Source organism: Flavobacterium resistens (genome assembly GCF_900182645.1).
Lineage (GTDB): Bacteria > Bacteroidota > Bacteroidia > Flavobacteriales > Flavobacteriaceae > Flavobacterium > Flavobacterium resistens.
On the sequence record NZ_FXTA01000005.1, the window covers coordinates 184,648 to 209,469 of the forward strand.

Annotated in this window: 21 protein-coding genes; 8 read left to right on the forward strand and 13 right to left on the reverse strand. The window is 32.7% G+C overall.

Annotated elements, in window-relative coordinates; genetic code table 11:
- Positions 1-17 precede the first annotated feature (17 nt).
- Both gap and FN795_RS17825 read left to right on the forward strand, forming a co-directional pair.
- Entirely contained in the window at positions 18-1,016 is a 999-nt protein-coding gene (gene gap, locus FN795_RS17820; RefSeq protein ID WP_142451882.1) for a type I glyceraldehyde-3-phosphate dehydrogenase, read from the forward strand.
- A 25-nt stretch (positions 1,017-1,041) separates the two neighbouring features.
- Positions 1,042-3,216: a tetratricopeptide repeat-containing hybrid sensor histidine kinase/response regulator gene (locus FN795_RS17825; protein WP_142451883.1), complete on the forward strand. Its 2,175-nt coding sequence runs from the start codon at positions 1,042-1,044 to the stop codon at positions 3,214-3,216.
- On the opposite strand, the gene lpxK is transcribed toward FN795_RS17825, so the two are convergent.
- Positions 3,217-4,239, reverse strand: a complete 1,023-nt coding sequence (gene lpxK, locus FN795_RS17830) for a tetraacyldisaccharide 4'-kinase (RefSeq protein WP_142451884.1) — start codon at positions 4,237-4,239, stop codon at positions 3,217-3,219.
- 128 nt (positions 4,240-4,367) lie between these two features.
- On the opposite strand from lpxK, the gene FN795_RS17835 reads away from it, so the two are divergent.
- The 3 genes from FN795_RS17835 to FN795_RS17845 all read left to right on the forward strand — a co-directional run bounded on the left by FN795_RS17835 (position 4,368) and on the right by FN795_RS17845 (position 7,211).
- The gene (locus FN795_RS17835) at positions 4,368-5,462 is read left to right on the forward strand and encodes a Nif3-like dinuclear metal center hexameric protein (protein WP_142451885.1); all 1,095 of its coding nucleotides are present in this window, start codon (positions 4,368-4,370) and stop codon (positions 5,460-5,462) included.
- A gap of 13 nt (positions 5,463-5,475) precedes the next feature.
- On the forward strand, positions 5,476-6,255 hold the full coding sequence (locus FN795_RS17840) for a zinc ribbon domain-containing protein (RefSeq protein WP_142451886.1): 780 nt from the start codon (positions 5,476-5,478) through the stop codon (positions 6,253-6,255).
- A 98-nt stretch (positions 6,256-6,353) separates the two neighbouring features.
- Positions 6,354-7,211: an alpha/beta fold hydrolase gene (locus tag FN795_RS17845; RefSeq protein ID WP_142451887.1), complete on the forward strand. Its 858-nt coding sequence runs from the start codon at positions 6,354-6,356 to the stop codon at positions 7,209-7,211.
- Between the two features lie 138 nt (positions 7,212-7,349).
- Here the strand turns inward: FN795_RS17845 and FN795_RS17850 are convergent, their stop codons facing one another.
- Positions 7,350-8,030: an ArsR/SmtB family transcription factor gene (locus FN795_RS17850; protein ID WP_142451888.1), complete on the reverse strand. Its 681-nt coding sequence runs from the start codon at positions 8,028-8,030 to the stop codon at positions 7,350-7,352.
- A 74-nt stretch (positions 8,031-8,104) separates the two neighbouring features.
- Between FN795_RS17850 and FN795_RS17855 the strand changes: the two genes are divergently transcribed.
- The 3 genes from FN795_RS17855 to rluF all read left to right on the forward strand — a co-directional run bounded on the left by FN795_RS17855 (position 8,105) and on the right by rluF (position 10,664).
- Positions 8,105-9,256 carry a cytochrome P450 gene (locus FN795_RS17855; RefSeq protein ID WP_142451889.1) on the forward strand — a complete coding sequence of 384 codons (1,152 nt, stop codon included), beginning with the start codon at positions 8,105-8,107 and terminating at the stop codon, positions 9,254-9,256.
- 11 nt (positions 9,257-9,267) lie between these two features.
- On the forward strand, positions 9,268-9,612 hold the full coding sequence (locus tag FN795_RS17860) for an antibiotic biosynthesis monooxygenase family protein (RefSeq protein ID WP_142451890.1): 345 nt from the start codon (positions 9,268-9,270) through the stop codon (positions 9,610-9,612).
- 227 nt (positions 9,613-9,839) lie between these two features.
- Positions 9,840-10,664: a 23S rRNA pseudouridine(2604) synthase RluF gene (gene rluF / locus FN795_RS17865; RefSeq protein WP_142451891.1), complete on the forward strand. Its 825-nt coding sequence runs from the start codon at positions 9,840-9,842 to the stop codon at positions 10,662-10,664.
- A gap of 53 nt (positions 10,665-10,717) precedes the next feature.
- On the opposite strand, the gene FN795_RS17870 is transcribed toward rluF, so the two are convergent.
- The 11 genes from FN795_RS17870 to FN795_RS17920 all read right to left on the reverse strand — a co-directional run bounded on the left by FN795_RS17870 (position 10,718) and on the right by FN795_RS17920 (position 24,810).
- Positions 10,718-12,112, reverse strand: coding sequence for a DUF4153 domain-containing protein (locus FN795_RS17870; RefSeq protein WP_142451892.1), 1,395 nt, complete (start codon positions 12,110-12,112; stop codon positions 10,718-10,720).
- A 58-nt stretch (positions 12,113-12,170) separates the two neighbouring features.
- The gene (locus FN795_RS17875) at positions 12,171-12,461 is read right to left on the reverse strand and encodes a winged helix-turn-helix domain-containing protein (RefSeq protein ID WP_026727744.1); all 291 of its coding nucleotides are present in this window, start codon (positions 12,459-12,461) and stop codon (positions 12,171-12,173) included.
- A 4-nt stretch (positions 12,462-12,465) separates the two neighbouring features.
- Positions 12,466-13,080, reverse strand: a complete 615-nt coding sequence (locus FN795_RS17880; RefSeq protein WP_142451893.1) for a hypothetical protein — start codon at positions 13,078-13,080, stop codon at positions 12,466-12,468.
- Between the two features lie 325 nt (positions 13,081-13,405).
- Entirely contained in the window at positions 13,406-14,332 is a 927-nt protein-coding gene (locus FN795_RS17885) for a magnesium transporter CorA family protein (protein ID WP_035650188.1), read from the reverse strand.
- Between the two features lie 219 nt (positions 14,333-14,551).
- Positions 14,552-15,439, reverse strand: coding sequence for a bifunctional 5,10-methylenetetrahydrofolate dehydrogenase/5,10-methenyltetrahydrofolate cyclohydrolase (locus FN795_RS17890; RefSeq protein ID WP_142451894.1), 888 nt, complete (start codon positions 15,437-15,439; stop codon positions 14,552-14,554).
- A gap of 128 nt (positions 15,440-15,567) precedes the next feature.
- On the reverse strand, positions 15,568-16,920 hold the full coding sequence (ffh, locus tag FN795_RS17895; protein ID WP_035650191.1) for a signal recognition particle protein: 1,353 nt from the start codon (positions 16,918-16,920) through the stop codon (positions 15,568-15,570).
- A gap of 305 nt (positions 16,921-17,225) precedes the next feature.
- Positions 17,226-18,908: an MBOAT family O-acyltransferase gene (locus tag FN795_RS17900; protein ID WP_142451895.1), complete on the reverse strand. Its 1,683-nt coding sequence runs from the start codon at positions 18,906-18,908 to the stop codon at positions 17,226-17,228.
- 1 nt (position 18,909) lies between these two features.
- Positions 18,910-20,238, reverse strand: coding sequence for a GDSL-type esterase/lipase family protein (locus FN795_RS17905; protein WP_244290003.1), 1,329 nt, complete (start codon positions 20,236-20,238; stop codon positions 18,910-18,912).
- Between the two features lie 82 nt (positions 20,239-20,320).
- Entirely contained in the window at positions 20,321-21,802 is a 1,482-nt protein-coding gene (locus FN795_RS17910; protein WP_142451897.1) for an SGNH/GDSL hydrolase family protein, read from the reverse strand.
- 223 nt (positions 21,803-22,025) lie between these two features.
- A complete protein-coding gene (locus FN795_RS17915) occupies positions 22,026-23,597 on the reverse strand; it encodes a T9SS type A sorting domain-containing protein (RefSeq protein WP_142451898.1) in 1,572 nt (523 codons plus the stop codon).
- A gap of 133 nt (positions 23,598-23,730) precedes the next feature.
- Entirely contained in the window at positions 23,731-24,810 is a 1,080-nt protein-coding gene (locus tag FN795_RS17920) for an HmuY family protein (RefSeq protein WP_142451899.1), read from the reverse strand.
- Between the last annotated feature and the right edge of the window lie 12 nt (positions 24,811-24,822).

Sequence of the window (24,822 nt, forward strand, 5' to 3'; positions counted from 1 at the left end):
ACGAATAAACCAGATAATTGAAAACAAGAATTGCTATAAATGGTTTTGGAAGAATTGGCAGAAATTTGTTTCGCCTACTTTTAAATCATCCAGAAATTGAAGTTGTTGCCATCAACGATATTGCCGACAATAAAACGATGGCACATTTAATAAAATACGATAGTATTCATGGTGTTTTGCCTTTTACCGTAAGTCATGATGAAGAATCAATTATTGTTGACAATAAACATTTTAAGTTTTTTCATGAAAAAAGTATCTCTAACTTAGACTGGAAAAGCCATAATATTGATTTTGTCATTGAATCAACCGGAAAATACAAAACGCATGAAGAATTAAATGCGCATCTGGAAGCTGGAGCAAAAAAGGTAATTCTTTCAGCTCCATCAGAAGTTGACACAATAAAAACAGTAGTTTTAGGTGTAAATGAAGATATTTTAGAAGGAAATGAAACAATTGTTTCAAATGCAAGCTGCACAACAAACAATGCTGCGCCTATGATTAAAATCATTGACGAACTTTGCGGAATCGAACAAGCTTACATTACAACAATACATTCTTACACAACTGACCAAAGTCTTCACGACCAGCCACATAAGGATTTACGCAGGGCGCGAGGCGCAAGTCAGTCGATTGTTCCAACAACTACAGGTGCAGCTAAGGCATTAACAAAAATTTTTCCTAAATTGCATCAAAAAATCGGAGGATGTGGTATTCGTGTTCCAGTTCCCGATGGTTCATTAACAGATATTACATTCAATGTAAAACGCGCTGTTACTATTGAAGAAATTAATAAAGCATTTGAAATAGCCTCAAAAACAAATTTAAAAGGAATATTAGATTACACAGAAGATCCGATCGTTTCTGTTGATATAATTGGAAATAGACATTCGTGCTTATTTGACGCTCAACTTACTTCTGTCATTGATAAAATGGTAAAAGTAGTGGGCTGGTACGATAACGAAATTGGTTATTCATCAAGATTAATAGATTTGATTTTACTGATAAGAAAAACATAAATTCATTGTAAAAGCATTGCCATACATGAAATACCGCATTCTTATTCTTGTTTGTTTTTTTAGTTCAATTTTGTATTCTCAAACTAAAAAGAATACAGATAGTGTTTCCTATTACAATAAATTAGCCAACTCAAATCTCGAAAAGAAAAAGTACAATAAGGCACTTTTTTACACTAAAAAATCTATTGATTTTTGTCAAACCAATAATAAAACTGAAAATTTAGCCAATCAAACTTTCAAACTGGGAAAAATTTATTACAACCAGCAGAAATTTGATGCAGCTTTAAAAAACTTTCATAAAAGCGTTTCTCTATTTGATAAAGTAAAACCAACATGCACAAAAATATTGGCTTTGCACTATATTGGAGCCACCAATACTGCGCAGGGAAATTTTGAAATTGGCAATATTTATTATAAAAAAGCGGACAGCTTATTAAAAGAATTAAAAATTGTTGATCATGGCGAAATTTTAGGTTATCAAAAAGCGATGGCTTTAAAAATTGGAAAAAATTTGCCACTTTCTGCAAAAACTTTCCAAAAAATAGTAAAGAAACCTGATAATCCAAAAATCCTTAAAACAAAAGCAGATTCTTATTATCAGCTTGGACTTCTTGAAACTGCACTTAAACGAAATGATTCGGCTTTAGTTTATTTTGACAATGCGCTCGATTATAGCGCAAAAAACAACAATCTGGTTCAAAAATCTAAGATTATACTTGCTATCAGTCAGTATTACAAAAAAAACAGAAATTTTGATCTTGCTTATTCTTATTTAGATGAGCATTATCAGATTGAAAATTATATTCTAAAACTTAAAAACGCAAAATTGGATCTCAATGAATTTGAGAAATTCAAAAAAACGCAATCAATAAACAATACACTTCAACGAGAAAGTGACCAAAAAATTCAGCTAAAAACATATCGTTATTCAAAATTAGTAAGTATTCTGGCAATTGCATTGATTTCGATTTTATCGCTTTTAAGTCTGGCGCTTTATAAAAACAATATTATTCGAAACCAGAATAATTTACTTTTAAGAGAAAAAAATAAGGAACTGATCTTGGCAAAAAACAAAGCCGAAAAAGCGTCAAAAGCCAGATCTGAATTTTTATCGACAGTAAGTCATGAACTCCGGACTCCGCTTAATGCAATCAACGGAATTACACATTTGCTTTTAGAAGACAATCCTAAAAAAAACCAGCTGAAGTATTTAGAATCACTGAAATTCTCAGGAAACTACCTGACTACTTTTATCAATGAAATTCTGGAAATCAATAAAATTGATTCGACTAAGGTTGAAGTTGAATATATTAGTTTCAATTTAAAAGAACTTCTGTTTAACATTCAAAGCTCTTTAAAAGAATTGGCAACAGCCAATAAGAATTACTTCAATCTTGAAATTGACGAAGCAATTCCTGATAATTTAATTGGTGACCCAACTAAATTGTCTCAAATTATACTAAACTTAATCAACAACGCTTTAAAATTCACACAAAATGGACATGTCAATGTAATCGCAAAATTATATGCGATTGAAGAAGAAAATGCCACTGTTTATTTTGAAATCGTAGATACTGGAATTGGAATTCCGGAAGACAAGCTGCAATCTGTTTTTGAAAGTTTTTCGCAAGGTTCTATTGAAGTAAACCGTAAATATGGCGGAACAGGCTTAGGTCTTACTATTGTAAAAAAATTAATTGAGTTACTTGGCGGCGAAATAAAATTAAAAAGTGAAGTTGGCAAAGGTTCAACTTTTACTTTCAAATTAAATTTCCATATTAATACAGAGCCATTAGAAGTTGTTGAAGAAAACACAAAACTATACAGTGACAAGCAATTAGAGCATAAATCGATTTTATTGATTGAAGACAACAAAATCAATCAGATGATTACTCGAAAAATGCTGGAAAACAAAGCCATTTGCTGTGAAATAATTGACAATGGAGAAGAAGCTGTCGAACTTTTAAAAGTAAAACGTTTTGACATGGTTTTGATGGATGTGCATTTGCCTGGCATCAACGGAACAACGGCTACAAAATTGATTCGAGAGTTTGACAAAACAACTCCAATTATTGCCTTAACAGCCATTTCGCTTGACGAAAACCGTGATATGCTTTTATCTTTCGGAATGAACGATGTAATTACAAAACCATTTGTTCCAGACGAATTTTATAGTACAATTGCTAAGTTTTTTGATTAACTAAGCTTCTAAGTTTGTTTTCACATACTCTAAAATCGTTGCATCAAAATTTTGTTGATGATTGATAAAAGTGCTTTTTATTGGAAGATAATACAATTGTGAAACCAATTTTGAATCTTTCAATCTTACGTAATCTTTCTCTGTTGTAATTATTTTTCTGCCTTTTGCTTTTTCCTGAATGGAATCTAAATCCGCATCAGAAAAATGATGATGATCCGGAAAAGTCAGACATTCATCATTTTCATTTTTAAGATAATCAAAAAATGGTTTTGGTTTTGCAATTCCAGCCAAAATCAATTTTGATTCTGATTTAATTTGATTTATTTCTATTTTTTCTTCTTTACTATAAATTTCATCATCATAATCTATAAACGTAAAAAAGCTTTGTTGCGAACAACTTAAATTTAATTTCAATCGAATTTCAGCCTGTTTTTCATCTGATAAATCTTTTGGGCATTTTGTTACAATTACAATTTTTGCTCGGTTTGCTCCATTTCTACTTTCGCGTAAATTCCCAGTTGGCAACATAAAATCGTCTGAATATAAATCATCATACGAAGTCAACAAAATATAAAAACCAGCTTTTACTTTTCGGTGTTGATAGGCATCATCAAGCAAAATAATTTCGGGCGTAATTTGTTGCGAAAGCAATTGTCTTATTCCATTTGTTCTATTCGCATCAACAGCAACCATAACAAATGGAAATTTTTGATAAAACTGAAAAGGTTCATCTCCTAAAATTTCGGCATTGGAATTTTTGTCAGCTAAAACAAAACCTTCCGACTTTCTTTTATAACCTCGGCTTAAAGTTGCGATTTGATATTTATCTGACAATAACCGAATCAAATATTCGATTTGTGGCGTTTTTCCAGTTCCGCCAACACTTAAATTTCCAACAGCAATTACAGGAATATTAAATGAAGTCGATTTCAGAATTCCTCTATCAAATAGAAAATTTCGGATCGAAGTAATAAATCCGTATAAAATGGCAAATGGAAAAAGTAATTTTCGAAGTAAGTTCATTTTACGAAAGTATAATTTTTTTCGTTAATTTGTTTTACGAATTTGCTTCAGGTTTCGCATTTCAATTTTTCTCCAACGGCATGAAACCTGAAACAAATTAAACCTGAAACCTGAAACTAAAAGCAAAAATGAAAATCAAAAATATAATCTCAGTTCTCGAAGAAATGTCTCCTTTGGCTTACGCCGAAGATTTTGACAATGTTGGACTTTTAGTCGGAGATGCTGAAACCGAAAGCACGGGCGTTTTGGTTTGCCACGACGCTCTGGAAAATGTAATTGACGAGGCGATTTCTAAAAATTGCAATTTGGTTGTTTGTTTTCACCCAATTCTGTTTTCAGGAATAAAAAAAATTACTGGAAAAAATTATGTTGAACGTGCCATTTTAAAAGCGATTAAAAATGATATTGCGATTTATGCCGTTCACACCGCTTTAGATAATCATTCGGCTGGAGTAAATAAAATATTTTGTGATGCGTTGGGCTTGACAAATACCAAAGTTTTAATTCCGAAACAGAATTTTATTCAAAAATTAGTTACTTATACAGTTCCAGAAAATGCTCAAAAAGTGCGTCAAGCTTTATTCGATGCTGGCGCTGGAACAATTGGAAATTATGACAATTGCAGCTTTAATTCGGAAGGAATTGGAACTTACAAAGGAAATTCAGAAAGCAATCCCGTAATTGGTGAGCGTCATGAATTAACAGAAACTCAAGAAATAAAAATCGAAGTTACATTTGAAAAGCATTTACAATCCAGAATTTTAAAAGCGCTTTTTGCCAATCATATATATGAGGAAGTCGCTTATGAAATTTATAATCTTGAAAATCCGCATCAGAATATTGGTTTGGGAATGATTGGCGAATTTGAAAATGAAATGGATGAAAAGGAATTTCTTCACTTCGTAAAAAACAAAATGATTGCCGACGGAATACGCCATTCGGCATTTTTAGGCAAAAAAATCAAAAAAGTAGCTGTTTTAGGCGGCTCAGGAAGTTTTGCCATAAAAAATGCAATTCAGGCTGGAGCCGATGCATTTTTGACCGCCGACTTAAAATACCATCAATTTTATGAGGCCGAAAATCGACTACTTTTAGCAGATATTGGTCATTTTGAGAGCGAACGCTATACAAAAAACTATATTGTTGATTATCTTCGAAAAAAAATCCTTAATTTTGCCATCATTTTATCAGAAGAAAATACAAATCCAGTTAAGTACTTATAGAAACTTATAGAATATGGCGAATACGAAAGAATTAAGTGTTGAGGACAAGTTAAGAGCAATATACGATTTACAGCTTATTGACTCTAGAATTGACGAAATCAGAAACGTGAGAGGAGAACTTCCTTTAGAAGTGGAAGATTTAGAAGATGAAGTTGCAGGTTTAAGCACGCGTTCAGAGAAACTGAAAAGTGAACTTGAAGTGATTGAGGAGCAAATCAAAGCAAAGAAAATTGCTATTGAAGAGCACAAAGAGGTTATCAAAAAATACACAAAACAACAAGAATCAGTTCGTAATAACAGAGAATTTAATTCTTTGACTAAAGAGGTTGAATTTCAAGAATTGGAAATTCAATTAGCTGAAAAGCAAATCAAAGAAATGAAAGCTTCTATCGAGCACAAAAAAGAAGTTATTTCTAATTTAAAAGAAAAACTTGATGCTAAAAGCTCTCATTTAAAACATAAAAAATCTGAATTAGATGCTATCATGGCTGAAACTCAGAAAGAAGAAGCTTTCTTGAGCGAGAAATCTGCTGAATATGCTTCTCAAATCGAAGACAGATTATTAGCTGCTTACAACAGAATCAGAAGCAGCGTTCGTAACGGATTAGCTGTAGTTTCTATTGAAAGAGGAGCTTCTGCGGGATCTTTCTTTACAATTCCACCACAAACTCAGGTTGAAATTGCTTCAAGAAAGAAAATCATCACTGATGAACACTCTGGAAGAATTTTAGTTGATACTCAATTAGCTGAAGAAGAAAAAGAAAAAATGGAACAATTGTTCGCAAAATTCTAAATATCAAGTCCCGATTAAATCGGGACTTTTTTTTTGCATTAATTTTTTTTTGCAAAAGATTAAAATCATATTTTTTACCTTTAGAAAAAATTTAAGTTTTGGGAATTAAAAAAGGCATTCGCTTCATTACATTAAAATCAGTTGGATCTTATATTAACTTTTTGAGTTATGTGCGTCCGCAAAAAGCCGTTGAACTTTCTTATGCACTTTTTAGCCAGCCAAGAATTGGAAGGCTGCAAAAAGAAGAACTACCAAAAGTTTTAAAGAATACAGAAACAGAAATTTTTCATCATAACGAACATCATTTTCAAACCTATATCTGGAAAGGAAATGAAACCAAAATTTTGTTAGTTCACGGCTGGGAAAGCAATGCTTCGCGTTGGAAAAAAACGTTACCTCATCTTCAAAAATCAGGAAGCACTATTATTGCAATTGATGCACCAGCGCACGGGCAAAGTAGCGGAAAAGAATTCAATGTTCCTCTTTATGCGGCATTTATTAATAAGGCAGTCGAAAAATATCAGCCGGAAATAATTATCGGACATTCGATTGGCGGTGCTGCATCTATTTATCATCAATATTTATTTCCAAATACTAGCATTAATAAAATGGTAATTTTGGGAGCTCCGTCAGAATTGAAAACTTTGATTGACAATTACATCTCAATGTTGAGTCTCAATACCAAAATGTTTTCGCTTTTGGAAAGCAAATTTCTCGATAGATTCAATTTTAAATTAGAAGATTTTTCAGGACAAAAATTTGCTTCAGAATTTAATATTCCAGGCTTGATTGCTCACGATGTTTCCGATAAAATTGTTGCTTTTGAAGAAGGAAAAAAAATAGCAAGCAACTGGAAAAATAGTCAATTTATCGAAACAACTGGTTTAGGTCACGGAATGCATGATGATGAATTGTATGATAAAGTCATTGAGTTTCTTTTTGAAGGTTCAAAGTAACAGAGAGACAAAGGTTTTTCCATATTTTTGTCACCCTGAGCGAAGTCGAAGGGCCACAAGCAGCTCGACAAAGATTGACGATTTTAGGAATGGAGTTTCTTGTGTTCCTTCGACTTCGCTCAGGATGACAAGCGCTATCTAAACAACAATTTTAAAATACTTCAACAACTCCTTCTCTCCTTTTGCAGTCACAATTATTGCTCTGGAATTTTCGGTTTTTCTCAACCAATCTTCATTTTTCATTTTATTGAAAAGCAAAGTTCCAACTGAACCGGCAATGTGATTTCTTCGTTCGCTCCAATCTAAACAGGGTTTTAGAAATATTCGCTTTTGCTTTTGCGCTTCTTCTAAATTAATTCCAAAATCAGAAAACCATTTTTTTCCTTCAATGCTAATTTCAAATGCATTATTATTTTCTTTAATAATATTTTGTTCCAATAAACTATCCGTTAACGCAACACCAATTTTTCCGGCTAAATGATCATAACAAGTTCGGCAAAATTTTATTGGAGGATATTTTTCGGGTTTATTTTTTGAAAGAATTTCTGGTTTCGGAACTAAACTTGCCATTGCTTCAAGTGCGTAAGCGACTTCTTTATTCGAAAATCTATAATATTTATGACGTCCTTGTTTTTCTACACAAAGCAAATTGGCATCGAGAAGTTTTCCTAAATGCATGCTTATATTTTGTGGTGAAGTATTTACAGAAACCGCTAATTCTGTGGCTGTAAAAGCTCTTCCGTCCATTAAAGTCCATAAAATTGAGGCGCGTGTTGGGTCGCCAATTAAAGATGCCGTTTTTATAAATTGATCTTCCATCTAAATTTTCATAGTTAAGTACAGAATGAACTATTGCCTTGTAAAGTTAAATAACTTTGCTAAAAACATTCTACATGAATCCTACTTTATTCCTTAAATCTGATGTCAGCAATCCTTATTTGATCTACAAAACCATGTTGCAAAACAATCGGGTTTATTGGGATGAAACGAATAAAATATGGGCAATATATTCTTATGAAGATTGCGTTTCAATTTTGAAAAATTCAAAAGCTGAAATTCCAGTTGTAAATGCGAACAACGAACAAAAACTGAATAAAAAGACTCTAGAAATTTTAAATAATCTGACACGATTATCAAACGGAATTCAGCATGAGATTTCAAAAGAAATTGCAATGTTGCTGTTCTCAAAAATGAAAACAGTTGCTATTAATTTGATTATTTCTCAATTAATAAAAAGTGATCTGACTGAAAATAAAATCGATTGGGTAAATTCGGTTTGCAAAAAATTGCCTGTTTTGGTTGTTCTGAGAAGTTTTGGTTTTGAAGAAAAAGATTGTGAATTTATTTCAGAAAAAATTGAATCTTTGGTTAAAATAATGCTTCCGCAGAAAACAGAAGAACAAGTGAAATTGATAAATGAAGTTTCGTCAGCAATCTTTTTGATTGTAGAAAAGCAGCTTTCTTCATTACATTTTTTCGAATCTTTGCAAGCCAAAATTTCGGAAGCAAATTCTCTTTCGCTTGACGAAATAAAAACAATAAGCATTAGCAATTTAATTGGATTATTTATTCAGAGTTTTGATGCCGGAAGAGGAATTTTAAGTAATTCATTATTACAGATTCTGAATTACAAGACGTTTTCAAATAAAGATGAAATACAAAAATCGGTTATTGAAACGTTGCGTTTTAATCCTCCAATTCATAATACAAGACGAATTGCGACTGAAGATATTTCTATCGGCGAAAGCCAAATTAAAAAAGGTGATCAGATATTAATTGTACTTGCATCGGCAAATCTTGATTCTGAAAAATTTGAAAATCCAATTAACTTTGACATTGAAAGAAGTAACAATAACGAAAATCTGACTTTCGGAATTGGCGGTCATATGTGTCTTGCAAAACATTTTTCAATTCATTTAGCCACTGAAGCTTTATGGTTTTTATTTGATAACTATAAAACAATAGAACTTTTAGAAAATAATATTCAATACGAACCCATGATCAACGCCAGATTGCCAAAAACAATATGGATTTCATTACAATAAAAAATAAAAATATGATAGCTGTAATTTTTGAAGTTATTCCGAACGAAGGAAGAAAAGAAGAATATTTAGATATAGCCGCAAATCTAAAACCTGAATTAAACCATATTGATGGATTCATTTCTATAGAAAGATTTCAAAGCTTAGCTGATCCTGGAAAAATTTTGTCTTTGTCGTTTTGGAGAGATGAAAAAAGCATTCAACAATGGCGAAATCTTGAAATGCATCGTCAGGCACAGGAAAAAGGCAGAAATGAAGTTTTTAAAGATTATCATTTACGAATTGCAACTGTTGTTCGCGATTATGGAATGTTTGAAAGAAATGAAACTCCGGAAGACAGCAAAGAATTTCATTCTTAAGGTTCAAAGTGACAGAGCAACAAAGGGACAAAGGTTTATCTTTTAATACTTATCCCTAGTTTTGTCATTCCGAGGAACGAGGAATCTCCACAAGTAGCTCGACAAAGATTGTCCGCTATTCTGTGCGGAGTTACGTGTGGAGATTCCTCGTTCCTCGGAATGACAAGATTACGGGAAATCTAAAATCTAAAGATCTAACAAATCTAAATTTTGCCTACTTTTGCACTATGGAAGAAAATTTAAAACGTCTTAATAAATTTATTGCCGAAACGGGATTTTGTTCTCGTCGCGAAGCCGATAAACTTATCGAAGAAGGACGTGTGACAATAAATGGTGTTGTGCCGGAAATGGGAACTAAAGTTTCACCAAATGATGAAATACGCGTAGATGGAAAATTAATCGTGGAGAAACACGAAAAAATGATTTATTTGGCATTCAACAAACCGGTTGGAATTGAATGTACAACTAATTTAGAAGTCCGAAATAATATTGTTGATTATATTAATTATCCAAAACGTATTTTCCCAATTGGAAGATTGGATAAAGCGAGTGAAGGATTAATTTTTATGACGAATGACGGTGATATCGTAAACAAGATTTTGCGCGCCCGAAACAATCACGAAAAAGAATATACGGTTACAGTAAACAAACCCATTACAGATCGTTTTATTCAGAGAATGGGAAATGGTGTTCCGATTTTGGATACGGTAACTAAAAAATGTAAAGTTGAGCAAATCAGCAAATACACTTTCAAAATTATTCTGACTCAAGGTTTAAACCGCCAAATTCGAAGAATGTCTGAATATTTGGGTTATGAAGTTACGGCGTTGAAACGTATTAGAATTATCAATATTTCTCTAGACGTTCCTGTTGGTCGATACCGTGATTTGACTGATGCTGAAATAAAAGAATTAAATCAGTTAATTGAGCCTTCGAGCAAAACGGAAGAAGCAAGTTTTCCAAAAGTCGAAAGTCCGAAACCAGCTTCCAATCGAAGAACAACATTTATCTCAAAACACGATCCCCGATTTAAAAAAAGAGGCGATAATTAAAGTAAAATCATAAAAAATCCCGAACCATAAAACAGTTCGGGATTTTTAATTTCTTATTTTTTTTCTGTCAGGAAATCATAATAAAATGCTTTAGACAGGAAAGTAGCGTTTTGGTAAAAATCAATCAATTCCTCTCTTTGTATTTCAGTTTTACCACCATCTAAATTATTTTTTTGAAAATATTCTCTACGAGTATCATCGTTAAAATTCAAACTGCTTAGAAATTGTGGCGTTACTCCTTTATTTACAGAGATATTATAATTTGTAATTAAATTTCCCCAATTTACATAACTGCACAAAAGAACCGTTCCATAAAAATACCAAACCATTTGATTGACCAAATAAGCATTTGTTTTCTGTTTTGCGATTTTCAAAAAAGTATAAACCAAACCAATAATTGCCAAAATAAGAAAAGCATAAACTCCCAAACGTTTATATGTTAAACCAAAAAATGAAACATATTCAGCATTTTTGACAAAAGTACTTACAATCAAAACTCCATTTAGAAAAATCCAGATCTTAGAAAGTGTTTTAAGAAGAGTTGCTTTTTTATCAAAATTGAATCCGCCTTTGAAATAAAACATAATTACGCCAACCGCCATTAAAATTGAAAGGATAACAGAATTTACTCTTTCATGTGTATCAGCACTCAATTTAGAAGCCTGCGCCGTAACTACTTCAAAAAACTGTTCGTAATTATACGTTACGATAAAAACCAAAAGCATCAAATTCAGCAATCCTAAAGTAATTACACCGCTTTTTCTTTCGAAATCTAAATCTAGAAATGAAAATGTATTCTGGCTTTTGACTTCGGCAATATTTTTAAACTCATTATCAAGAAGTTCATTTTTTTCATAACAAACTTCAGGAACCCAATAATTCCAAAAACTGAATGAGATATAAAAACCTGCAATACTTAACAGCAAAAACTGTGGCACATCAATATCTAATTGATAATCTGTAAAAAGAGAAGAAAAATGCGCGCTCCCAAAAGAATAGACAACGAAAAACAATCCTAGAAAAATAGCTGGAATTAAAACAAAAGCAACCAACTTTTTAGCAAAATTATTATGAATTTGCTTTTCTGGAAGCCATTGTTTGAAAATCCAGATACGCCCTAAAGAAGTTATTCCGTTTAGGAATATCAATGGAAAAACCTGAACGATTTTTAATTTATTATCCTGCGTTTTGAACTGCAAAAACAAAATTGAAATTGCCATTGCAAAGAAAGAAGCCGCATCACCGTACCATCCGAAAGCCAAACAAGACAAAACCGATGTTATGACCAATATTAAATGTGTTCTTTCAGTAAATTTATCCTGAAAGAAATAGCAAATAAATCCAATTAAGACAAGTCCAAAAATAGACCAGTTAAGTCCTGGATCTTCTCTGTAAAAAAGCAGTAAAAAGATAAAACTGCAAACTAAAATAATGTGGTGTTTTTTCATGGTTATTTAATTAAAAGTACTTTGCATTTCAAAGTTATTAGACAAAAAAATATAGTTATTAAGATTTCATTAATTTTTCAAGGTAAGAAAGATGCTCTTTAAAAGCCGCACGTCCTAAAGCAGTTACCTGATAAGATGTACGCGGTTTTTTTCCAACAAATTCTTTTTTAACTTCAATATATTCTGATTTTTCAAGCGCTGAGGCATGACTTGCTAAATTACCATCGGTGATATTCAAAAGGGTTTTCATCTCGGTAAAATCTACCCAGTCGTTAACCATCAAAACGGACATAATACCCAGTCTGACACGGCTTTCAAAATCTTTATTTAGTTTATCAATAATTCCCATTGGGTTATTTGTATTTTTTGAACATCACTAATCCGTATATAATATGCAGGATTCCGAATCCAATAATCCAAAATATCAAACCATAACCTATATAAAAAAGCGAAATACCTCCTAAAATAAGCTCCAAAAAGCCCAAATATTTTATATCTGAAAAAGTATATTTTTCGGCATTTATCACTGCAAGACCGTAAAATATCAAAGTTGATGGCGCAACTAAACCGAAATATCCGTGATAGATTAAGGCCAAACAGAAAATACCTCCCGCCACTAATGGAACGGCTAAATTAAACAGCATTTTTTTTGTTGCTGATGTCCAAATTGGCAAATTGTATTTTCGGGATTTTCTAATTGTAAAAAAGGCTCCAAATACAAATGCACAAACTAAAATTACAACTCCAGTCAGGAATAAATGAGAAACCAAGTTTCCAGATAACAAAATATGATCATCAGTAAAATACTCAATACCATTTACCTTAAACAACTGATATACATACAAACCGCCAATTAAGGCCGAAAGTCCAGCAAAGACTCCCGAAAGTCCGCTTAATGATATAAATCGTGAAGAACGCTCCATCATGGAACGAATATGTGCTAAATCTTCTTGGTGTTTCTGATTCATAATAAAAGTACTTTGCAGTACAAAGTTATTATTTATTTTGGATTGACAAATAAAAAAACACTTTTTATTTTATTGAGGTTTAAAGTTTTTTTTCTGAAAAAATTTTAAACCCTTGTAGAAAAGTGATTTGTTATTACCTGAGAGCCGCGTGAGGGATAGAAGCAATCCGCCGCAGCGGAGCGAATAGCCCGACCGTCTCGTTGCAAAAGGGCGCATAACCATAAAGCATATTTGCCCTTTTGCAACGAGACGGTCACGCCCAAAGCATATAAAACGAAAAAAGCCTATTCACATAATGAACAGGCTTTTGTTGTGAATTTTTAATTTAAAACCATCTTCTTCTTTTGAATAAAAAGACTCCGAAAGTTGATAAGATGATGGAGACTAAAAGTAGAATCCAGATTCCGTATTTGCTTTCTTCTAAACCGTTTGGTACGTTCATTCCGTACAAACTGGCAATTAGAGTTGGAATCATTAAGATGATAGAAATTGAAGTCATCTGCTTCATGATGTTATTCATATTATTTGAAATCACCGAGGCATAAGCATCCATCATTCCGGTCAAGATATTACTATAAATATTTGCCGTGTCTTGTGCCTGACTTAATTCGATTTCAACATCTTCTAACAAATCCAAATCGTACTCTGCTTTGTGTGCTTTTAGATTTTTAATGCGTTGAAATAAAACATCATTTGCTTTTAAAGATGTAATAAAGAAAACCAAACATTTTTCAATTTGAAGCAATGCCTGCAGCTCTTCATTTTTAATAGATTTCTCTAAATTATCCTCGGCCAGTTTTATTTTTTGATTTACTTGTTTCAAATATTTTAGATACCAAACACTCGATGACAAAAGCAATCTCAAAACCCAGTCAAAATTATTTTTCACCTGAATGCATTTGCGTCGTGAATACAACATAAAATCATATATAACCTCTGTTTTGTAAAAAGTAATTGTCACGCAAATATCATCTTTGAAAATCACCCCCATCGGAATGGTTTGAAAAGGAAGTTTAATATCGTTACTTTTTATAGGAACACGCATGATAATAAGTGTCCACCCGTCTTCGACTTCTATACGGGGTCTTTCATCAATATCCTCAATATCATTGTAGAATGCTTCAGGAATTTGAAGTTCTTCTAATAAGTATTTTTTTTCTGTTTCTGTAGGATCCTCGATACTTATCCAGCAATTTGGAATCCATTTTGGTATTTCTAGTAATCCGTTGTCGTTTGTGTAAAAGGCTTTCATTTCAAAATACAGGTTTTTATCGCAGCATTTTGAAATTTCAAAAGCTGCTTTTAATTAAATACTAACGAATAATAATCGTCCATTTGGAGAAGTGTTTTTTTAAGTGGTGCAAAAGTATCCTTTATTTTTAAGAACCGAAACTTTAAACTATTAATTAAATATTAAAAACAACAAAGCCTGCTCAAATGAACAGGCTTTGCAAAGTATTTTGAAAAAAAATTATTGATTTCTTGCACTTCTCATTTTACGCGCTAAAAGTGTATTTTTAAGCAACATCGCAATTGTCATTGGTCCTACTCCACCTGGAACTGGTGTTATGAATGATGCTTTTTTGCTTACGCCGTCAAAATCAACGTCACCTTTGATAACGTATCCTTTTGCGTTTGATGCATCTTCTACACGAGTAATTCCAACGTCAATAATTGTTACTCCTTCTTTTACCATATCTGCTTTTAAGAATTCTGGAACTCCTAAAGCTGTGATGATAATATCAGCATTTTTAGTGTATTCTTCTAAGTTTTTAGTACGACTGTGAGTCAAAGTAACTGTAGAATCTCCAGGATTTCCTTTGCGGCTCATTAAGATACTCATTGGACGCCCAACGATATGACTTCTTCCAATTACGACTGTATGTTTTCCTGAAGTTTCAACTTTGTAACGCTCTAATAATTCCATAATTCCGAATGGTGTTGCTGGAATAAAACTTTCCATTTCAAGTGCCATTCTACCAAAGTTAGTTGGATGAAATCCGTCTACGTCTTTATCAGGATCGATTGCTAATAAGATTTTTTGCTCGTCAATGTGTTTCGGCAAAGGCAACTGAACAATATATCCATCTAGATTATCATCTTCGTTTAACTCTTTTATTTTCGCAAGCAATTCGTCTTCGGTAATCGTTTCCGGCAGACTTACTAAAGTAGAATCAAATCCGATTTCCTGACATGATTTTACTTTACTTCCTACGTAAGTTAAACTTGCACCATTGTTTCCAACTAAAACCGCTGCTAAATGAGGCACTTTTCCTCCAGCTGCTTTTATAGATTGAACTTCGATTGCAATTTCGTTTTTAATGTCGTTAGATGTTTTTTTACCGTCTAGTAGTTGCATTGTGTTTTGTTTCAGGTTTAAAGTTTCATGTTTCACGTTATTTGTGAAACTTAAATATTTATGTAATTAAAAAAGTTTCAAATTTCAGTCTCTAACTTGAAACCTGAAACTTGAAACTTTTAATTTTATTATCTCGGCATTCCGCCTGGCATTCCTTTCATTCCGCCCATCATTTTCATTAGGTTTTTTCCGCCCGGACCTTGCATCATCTTCATCATCTTGCTCATTTGGTCAAACTGCTTCATTAACTGATTTACTTGCTCGACTTTAGTTCCCGAACCTTTAGCGATTCTGGCTTTTCTTTTTACGTCGATAATGGCTGGTTTACTTCTTTCTCCTGGCGTCATCGAGTGAATGATAGCTTCGATATGTTTGAAAGCATCATCTTCAATTTCTACATCTTTCATGGCTTTTGAAGCACCTGGTATCATTCCAACCAAGTCTTTCATGTTACCCATTTTTTTCACTTGCTGAATCTGCGTTAAGAAGTCATCAAAACCAAATTCGTTTTTAGCGATTTTCTTTTGAAGTTTTCTAGCTTCTTCTTCGTCAAATTGTTCCTGAGCTCTTTCAACAAGAGACACAACGTCTCCCATTCCTAAGATACGCTCAGCCATACGTTCTGGATAGAAAACATCAATTGCTTCCATTTTTTCTCCAGTACCAACAAATTTGATTGGTTTGTTTACAATCGATTTGATCGAAAGCGCAGCTCCACCACGAGTATCACCATCTAATTTCGTTAAAATAACTCCATCAAAATTCAAGATATCGTTGAAAGCTTTTGCTGTGTTTACAGCATCTTGTCCTGTCATCGAATCGACAACGAACAATGTTTCTTGTGGTTGAATTGCTTTGTGTACACGAGCAATTTCATCCATCATTTCCTGATCTACTGCAAGACGTCCGGCTGTATCGACAATTACGACATTGAAACCGTTTGCTTTTGCATGTTTGATTGCATTTTGAGCAATCTCAACAGGATTTTTGTTTTCTGGTTCTGAGTAAACCTCAACACCTATTTGATCTCCAACAACATGAAGCTGATTAATCGCCGCTGGACGGTAGATATCACACGCTACAAGAAGTGGTTTTTTATTTTTCTTAGTCTTTAAAAAGTTGGCTAATTTGCCTGAGAAAGTAGTTTTACCAGAACCTTGAAGCCCCGACATCAAAATAACAGTTGGATTTCCTGATAAGTTAACACCAGCAACATCTCCACCCATTAATTCCGTCAACTCATCTTTTACCAGTTTTACTAATAATTGTCCTGGTTGTAAGGTTGTAAGTACGTCCTGACCAATTGCTTTGTCTTTTACTCTAGCTGTAAAATCTTTAGCAATTTTAAAGTTAACATCGGCATCAAGTAATGCACGACGCACTTCTTTTAAAGTATCGGCAACGTTTACTTCTGTAATTTTACCGTGTCCTTTTAATATATGGAACGCTTTATCTAACTTATCGCTTAAATTATCAAACATATTATTTTCTTTATTTGAAGTGCAAAGATAATCTAATTAGATATTTCAGGCAATTTTTATTTGTATGCATTTAACCGCAAAGAACGCGATCCCGATAGCCATCGGGATACGCAAAGAATGGTATGTTATTTTGCTCGCAAAGCCGGAAAGTTTTTTCACGCAGATTTAAAAAGATTTAAGCAGATTCAAACAGATTATAATTTTAAGTTCTAAAAAATTAAATCTGCCAAAATATGCGTGAAACAAAAAACGCAAAAGAATAAACCTTTGCGCCTTTGTTACTTTGTCTCTTTGAACCTTTTAAATTAAAATTGAAAGTATATGAAAGGTTGTGATCCTGCTACTGCTGTTGCATAAACAATCCAATAAACGAATCCTAGAATTATTGCTTTTACTAATATTGGCGTTTTATCAAAAACAGATTTCATTCCATTTGTGAAGGTTTCTGGTAAGAAATGCCACACATAACCAAACAACATTAATCCGAATACATTTTTATAACCAATTACAATTGTTTTCCAAAGTTCTGGTTCGAATGTTAATTGGCCAATATTATTAATTACCTGTAAAGCCGTTTCGAAATCTCTTGCACGGAAGAAAATCCAGCAGAAAACTACAAAATGGAATGTAATTACGATGGAGAAAAATCTCCAAAGGAAATTTGGACTTTTATCTTTTTTAGAAGGGAAAATCTCCACGAAAATTTTATGAATCGCCAAAGCCAATCCGTGTAAAGCTCCCCAAACGATAAATTGTGCTCCTGCTCCGTGCCATAATCCGCCCAAAAGCATTGTGGTGAATAAATTTAAATTAGTTACCAGAGTTTGTTTCTTTTTGCTGGAAAGTAAAAATGACAAACAAAAAAGTAATATTGAAACGGACGCAACAATCAACGGAATTACACTTGTATTATAACTTGTGATTCCCCAAACCAACAATCCAAAGAAAAACAAACTAGGGAATAAATATCCCGCAAAAGATCCTTCACGGTTTCCTCCCATCGAAATATATAAGAAATCTTTCAGCCAAGTTGAAAGCGAAATGTGCCATCTTCTCCAGAAATCAGTTATTGAAGTTGATTTATATGGCGTTCTAAAATTGACTGGCAATTTGAATCCAAGCAATAAAGCGATTCCGATTGCCATATCTGAATATCCTGAGAAATCACAATAAATTTGAATTGCATAACCGTAAGAAGCCATTAAATTCTCAAAAGAAGTATAACTCAACGGCGTATCAAAAACACGATCAACAAAGTTTACGGAAATATAATTCGAGATTACTGTTTTCTTAATCAATCCGCCAATAATCAAAAACAAAGCGTTGTTTACATCTTGTCTCGAAAGATTTAATTTTTGATAAATCTGCGGAAGAAAGTCTTTTGCACGCACGATTGGTCCGGCAACTAACTGCGGGAAAAACGAAACGAAAAATAAATATTCGATGTAATTTTTGGTTGGCTTAATTTCTTCACGGTAAATTTCAATAATATAACTCATCGACTGGAAAGTATAAAACGAAATTCCAACAGGAAGAAAAATATCATGAAGCTGATAATTGCCATGAAACATATCATTGAATGTCACAATCATAAAGTTCATGTACTTGAAATAACCTAATAATCCCAAATTCAAGATTACGCTTATTACAAGATATATTTTCTTAGAACTTTCTTTTGTTGCTCTATAAATAATCTGACTTAATCCATAATCTACAACAGAGGAAAGTAATAAAAGTAAAAAGTAAACACCGCTTGACTTATAGTAAAAGAAAAGTGAGAAGAGAATAACATACGTTAATCTCAAATAAAATGTTTTGCGTAAAAAAGCATACACAAAATAAAAAACCAGAAATAATCCGAGAAATAAACCGGTATTAAATAATAATTTTTCGTCTGGATTATAAACAAACCAGCTTTTAACTTGTTCTATTGTAATTGCACCAAAATTTTGAATGAACCAATCATTAATGCTATCTATTGTTATCAATTTAATTCTTTGATTTAAAATTATCGTATGCTTTTAAAACTGCCTGTGCAAACAAGTTTCCTTGTTTCTCATATCCTTTTTTAGAATAATGAACCCAATCTGGCCCAATTAATCCCTGAGTTTTTAATTTTCGGATTCCGTCCATACCTCCAAATTCATCATATAAATCCCAAACGGCAAAACCGTCTTTTTGTGCGATTTCCAAGATTTCTTTGGTATAATCTCTAATATAAGTATTAGGCTTTCTTCTCAATAAAGATGGCGGTGGAGTCATCACGATTATAGGAACGTTGATATTTTGAGCTTTGATATTGCTTATAAACTCTCTCAAATGTCTAATATAACCTTCAACTTCAAGTTTGTCATAACTTTCATTTGTTCCGAGCGAAAAAACAAGTAAATCTGGATGTACTGCTTTTAGCTGTTCAAAAAACAAAGGATATTTATTGTAATCTGAATATTTGGCTCCGTTTACGCCAATACCGCTATACAATATTCCTGGCGCATCTTTTTCCAAAACAATTCCGTTCAATTCATATTTAGAAGCTTCTTTATTCGGAATCAAATAAATTTTTTCTAATGCTTTATCGGAATTGAAGTAATGACAAAAAGAATCTGATTCTACATTCAACGGAACAAATTCGGAGCTTTTAATCGTTTTCTGCTTGGTTTCATTAGTCGGGATTTTTAAAATTCTTCCCGCTCTAATATTATTCGATTTTAAGCTATTCGCTTTTTTAATATCCGTAACTGAAATATTGTATTTGTCAGCAATTGTTGAAATTGCTTCTCCTTTTTTGATTTTATGCGTAATTACTTTTTTCTCTGTCGACTGAATCAGATTCACTTGAGAAGAAGTTGCTAAATCAAACATATTTTGATTTTGAGGCGTAATGATTTTAATGGTATTGAATTTATATGCCATATCTTTCACTCGCAATTCAACAGCAAAACCTCCATTATCACGCCAAAGTCCAATTCCGCTTAAACCAATAGGCGCATTTTTTGCAGGAAGAATATTTCTATAACTTTCCCAGCTTCTGTTCGAATAAAAACGTTCGTTATAAGAGCCGTTTGTTTTTGCCAGCTGATATGGAAAAACCAAACCGCGACCGCCATTTCCAAATTGCTGTTGCAGTTTTTTTCTCACTTCATTTGTCATCAAATCTCCCTGAATATGAGAATCTCCAATATGAACAATATTTATTTTCTGATTGTTCTGACTTTCATTTTCCTTTAATTTTTCGAAAAAATCTTTTAATACTTTCGCATTATAAATTTGATCATCAGAAACAGGATTAGCGACTATTGAATCGACTTTGTGAATCATATTTTTTGTTATTGGAAGTGAATCTGTTTTTGGGGCCTTGTCATTCGAAGAGAAAAAAAGACAACAGAAAAAAATAATCAATTTATTCATTTACACTATCATTTTTGACAGAAGTAGAATCTGCTTTGGTTTTTCGAGCTGCTCTTTGCTGATTCGCAACAGCTTCACGTTTTTCACGCAATATTTTATATTCTTCGTAACCTTTATTTAATTGAGTATATAATAAATTTCCAATTGCTTTTGCACCACGCTGATTAAAGTGCGTGTAATCTTTATTGGCTTTGGCCGGCGTTTCGTCAACCCATTTTACCATCGATCCGTCGCCACCCATCAAAGTATATAAATTTACGAAACCAGATTCAGTATCAAGTGCGTATCTTTTTTGTGCTTTCATCAAAGGTACAACAGCCGAATCAGTTTTCATTTCTAAATCGTATTTGGTCGATTTATCTGCTGTTGAGACAATTAAAATTGAAACTCCCGGGAACGATTCTTTTATTTTATTAACGGTTTTTGTCATTCCTCTTTCATACCAATTATAATTTTTGGTTCCGTAATTCAATACGTTTGTTCCGTAATGCAAAATAATCAAATCGTATTTCAAACTTTTATTAAAACCTTGCATTACATTGGCATTAAACATCGAAATTGGCAATCCAGAATTTCCTCTTTGTGAAAAGTTATCTACGTGAACGCCGCTTCCGTTGTCAAAATTGAAGCCGTAAATTGGAATAGAATCTGCATTTATGAAATTAGCTTTGAAAGCTTTCAAATGTCCTGAACTAACTTTTAAAGTGTTAATCAAATTATTTGGGGCCAAATTTTTCTTCAAAGTATCTTTTCCAATAATGAAATTCACTTTTCCATTTCTCGAAGCTCTTCCGTAAAATAAAGTCGGATTATCTAAAGTTGTTGAGTATTTATTGGTTCCTGCTTCATATTGTACCCAAGTTGGATTTGCTTTATCATTGGCAAAAAATACATGTCCGTTTACACCAAAAGGGCTTGAAGGTTTTTTGACATTTAAATAAGATTGCGTTTTCCAGTTTTTAGAATAAGTAGATTTCACCGAACCGCGCGAAGCCGCCGATTCTGAAGTTATAGAAACAAAACCAACGCCATTTCCGCCAAAACGTTCCTGATAATTAGTTCTTACATCCTGGACTATCAAATCGCCATCGGTCATTGAATCGCCGTAATACGCAATTCTGACATTCGATTCAGGATGTTTCTCTAGTTGATATAATTTTTCATAAAACGAAATCAGATATTGATAACCTTTGTAATTATCAAAAGTTTCAGATGGAAATTCAATTCCTTCGATATTTTCATAAACGATTTCTTCTTTTCCTTCCTGATCTTCAATTGCATCGAGGCTGTCGTTTGTGCCCAATGAATCTTTTGCAACAGCTTCCAAAAGTAAGCTATCAATAAGCACGTTTTTTGAATTCATTTTGCTTTCAGAAAAAATCTTGTCCGGCAAAATTTGCTTGAATCCAATAAAAGCAACCAATGCTAATGCAACAATGGCAAAAGACTGAAAAAAATATGACTTTGTATTCACTTGTAATTTTAAGTTTTGAAGGATGAATTGCAAAAATTAATTATACGAAATTTCTGCCAATTCTTTATGAAAAAATATGTGCAAAGATAAGATTAAAGCTTAATTATTAATTGTTTTTATTAATAAAGTAAAAAACAAAAAAGAGACCAGATAAATCTGGCCTCTTTATCAAAAAAAAAATAAAAAAAACAAAGCTAATGATTAACTAACTGTCTCATAAATGCTATTTGAAAATAACTTTTCCTGATTTAACTTCTTTATTGTCTGATAATATTTTATAAAAATAAAGTCCTTTGCTATAGCTTAAAGGAATATTCCAGCTTATTACCTGATTTGAAGTCACTTTACCCTTAAAAATTGATTTTTTATTTGCTAAATTTTCTGAATATATTACTATTTCAATTTCTTCATTAGTTGAAAAATTGGTTGAGAAATTAACTGACTCAGATGCTGGATTTGGAAAAACCACCAAATCCTGAGATGTGATCTCTAGTTGATTAGTTTTAGCTTTTTTCGCAGTACTTCCATCAGGAAAAATAGTTACAGTATTACTATATGAAACTTTATTACCTGAATAAATTTTTCTATAAAACTTAAGTGGTAACCCACCTATCATAGCTTGATAATAATCACGATTAGTCCCAACCATATCAACTTCTCCAATAACTTCACCATCAAATTCATTATATGCATAATATTCATATCTAAAGGTACCTGTCCCTCCCGTTGGATTACTTCCAGTGATATTAAATCCCGTAGCTTTACTTCCTGACAAAGTAATATTATTATTCGAAATATCTTGTGCAGGGAAAACAATAACAGCATTACTATAAGAACGCTGGTCATTAATCATTGCTTCCCTAACTACAAATGCTTTATCCTGCCCTATATTTCCCCCTGCTATAAAATTGTAAACGCTTGTTGGAATAGTAAAATTTCTAGTACTTTGCTCAAAAACCCAAGGATCTTCACCCTCTAAAGCATAAACATACCATTTATAATAATAATACCCGCCATAGCCTCCATTGGGTATACTACCTTGGACTTCTGAACCAACTAAATTAATGATGTTATTTGATAATTTAGGCCATATAGTTATTGTTATTGTATTACTGGTTCCCAAATAAGCTCCTAAATTATTATAAGTAAGTCGTTGATATAAAGTTGTCGAAACAGTGGTAAGATTTCTCAAATTTAAAGAAAAACCGTTCTCACCTGGAATTGTTTCCCAATCGCCACTACCAACTTTTTTCTGCCATACATAGCTATCAGATTCAGAAACCCACCATCCCCAAAGGGTAATAATTTCACGCTCCCCTTCATAAATATTTGTCGGTTGATTATTAGTTTGTAAAATAAATGGATTAGTTGAAGGAGGATTAGGTATGCTCGCTCCCTTCTTATAATTTACAGTAACCTTAATCATTTGAGATTCATCCTGAGAACAATTATTATTTGTACTAAACTTATAAACTATTTGAGTATCAGCAGTTACGATCTTTTTAAACTTTAATGTTAAAACAGTTGTTTTATTTGCCGTTAACGAGTTTCCGTTTGAGTAATTATGTGAAAAATAACCATCATTCGGCCCTAAGCAAACAACATCTGCACTGAGAACAATTGCAGGATCACTACTGTTCGTTCCTCTACATGTAACTAATATATCAACACTCCCTTCTTGACCTGAATCAAGATTTAAAGTGTGATTGAGCGGACTATAAGTTACAACATTTTGCGAAAAACCAATCTGTATACAAAACGACAAACATATCAATAAAAGTAATTTTATTTTCATATCAATTTATTTTCATATTAATAATCCTTAGTCACTAAAATTTAGTTGTTAGTAACTTTTTTCATGTTAATTTTTTTTTTGATTAAAAAATAACCCTCAAAAAATAAATTATCTGAGGGTTATCAAAATTATTTTATTTTAATATCGCGTACTCCAAAGTAGTATTTCCTCTTAAACCTGCATCATTTGTCATAGCAAGGAATTTCACTTTGTAATAATTTCCAGCTGCATCTTTTACAACATAAAAACGGTCTGTCCTAATGCTTGGCAATGAAGTTGGCCCACCACCATTTCTCCAGTTAGCTCCAATTACTCTTTGATCTGTTGCAGAAACAGTAAAGTTTGCTTCAACTACATCTGCTTTTGCAAAAGCCTCATAAGTTTTAACAGACGTTAATACTTGGTAAGCTTGTGTTCCTCCTTTTGAGTTTGTAGTAATAAAATCAGCATAACCGTATGTTACCTCGCCACTTCCCATGTTTAAGTAGTTTGTAAAAGTTGTGAAATTCAAATCCCATTTTGTTTTTGCTGGCTCTACTGAAACACTATTACCTGAAACTAGGCTAAAAAATGAAAAATTAAAGTCAGCATCTTTTGAGATTGTTTTCTCTGTAAAAGTTGTAGAAGTCAAATCAGCATATTGAATTTTATATCCATTTCCACTTCTTAAGATTCTAACTTTTTTCCATCCTCTTGCATCTCCATCAACACTTACTGAACCAACACCTGGTGTAGTAGTAGAAACTGCAAATCCTAGATTTACTAAATACACTTTGTTGTCAGCATCTGTAGCAGAAATTTCAGCAATTGCTGTTCCGATACCTGCTCCAGCTCCAGCTAAGACTCCAGTTGGGTTATCAACATAACCATTAGATGCAAGGGTTTCACCTGCTCCAACTGAAACATTTGCATCAGCCACCTGAGACAAAGTAATATCTGAAGTAGCTAATTTTTTTACAGCCATTTTAAGAGAACCATTGATGATTACTCTAAATTCTGAACCAGAAGAAAATCCTAAATCCCAAGAAGCTCTGTTTACAGATTTAGTTTCTGCAGCACTTAAATCAAGATAAAGTTGATTTGGTTGGTTTGGTCCACCAACAGAAGTCTTCAAAGTTTCTCCCACTGTTGGGATTTCTACTTTATTGTCGTCATCATTTGAGCATGATGCTAGTGATAGTAACGCGATTGATAAAAATAATAACTTTTTCATTGTATTCTATAT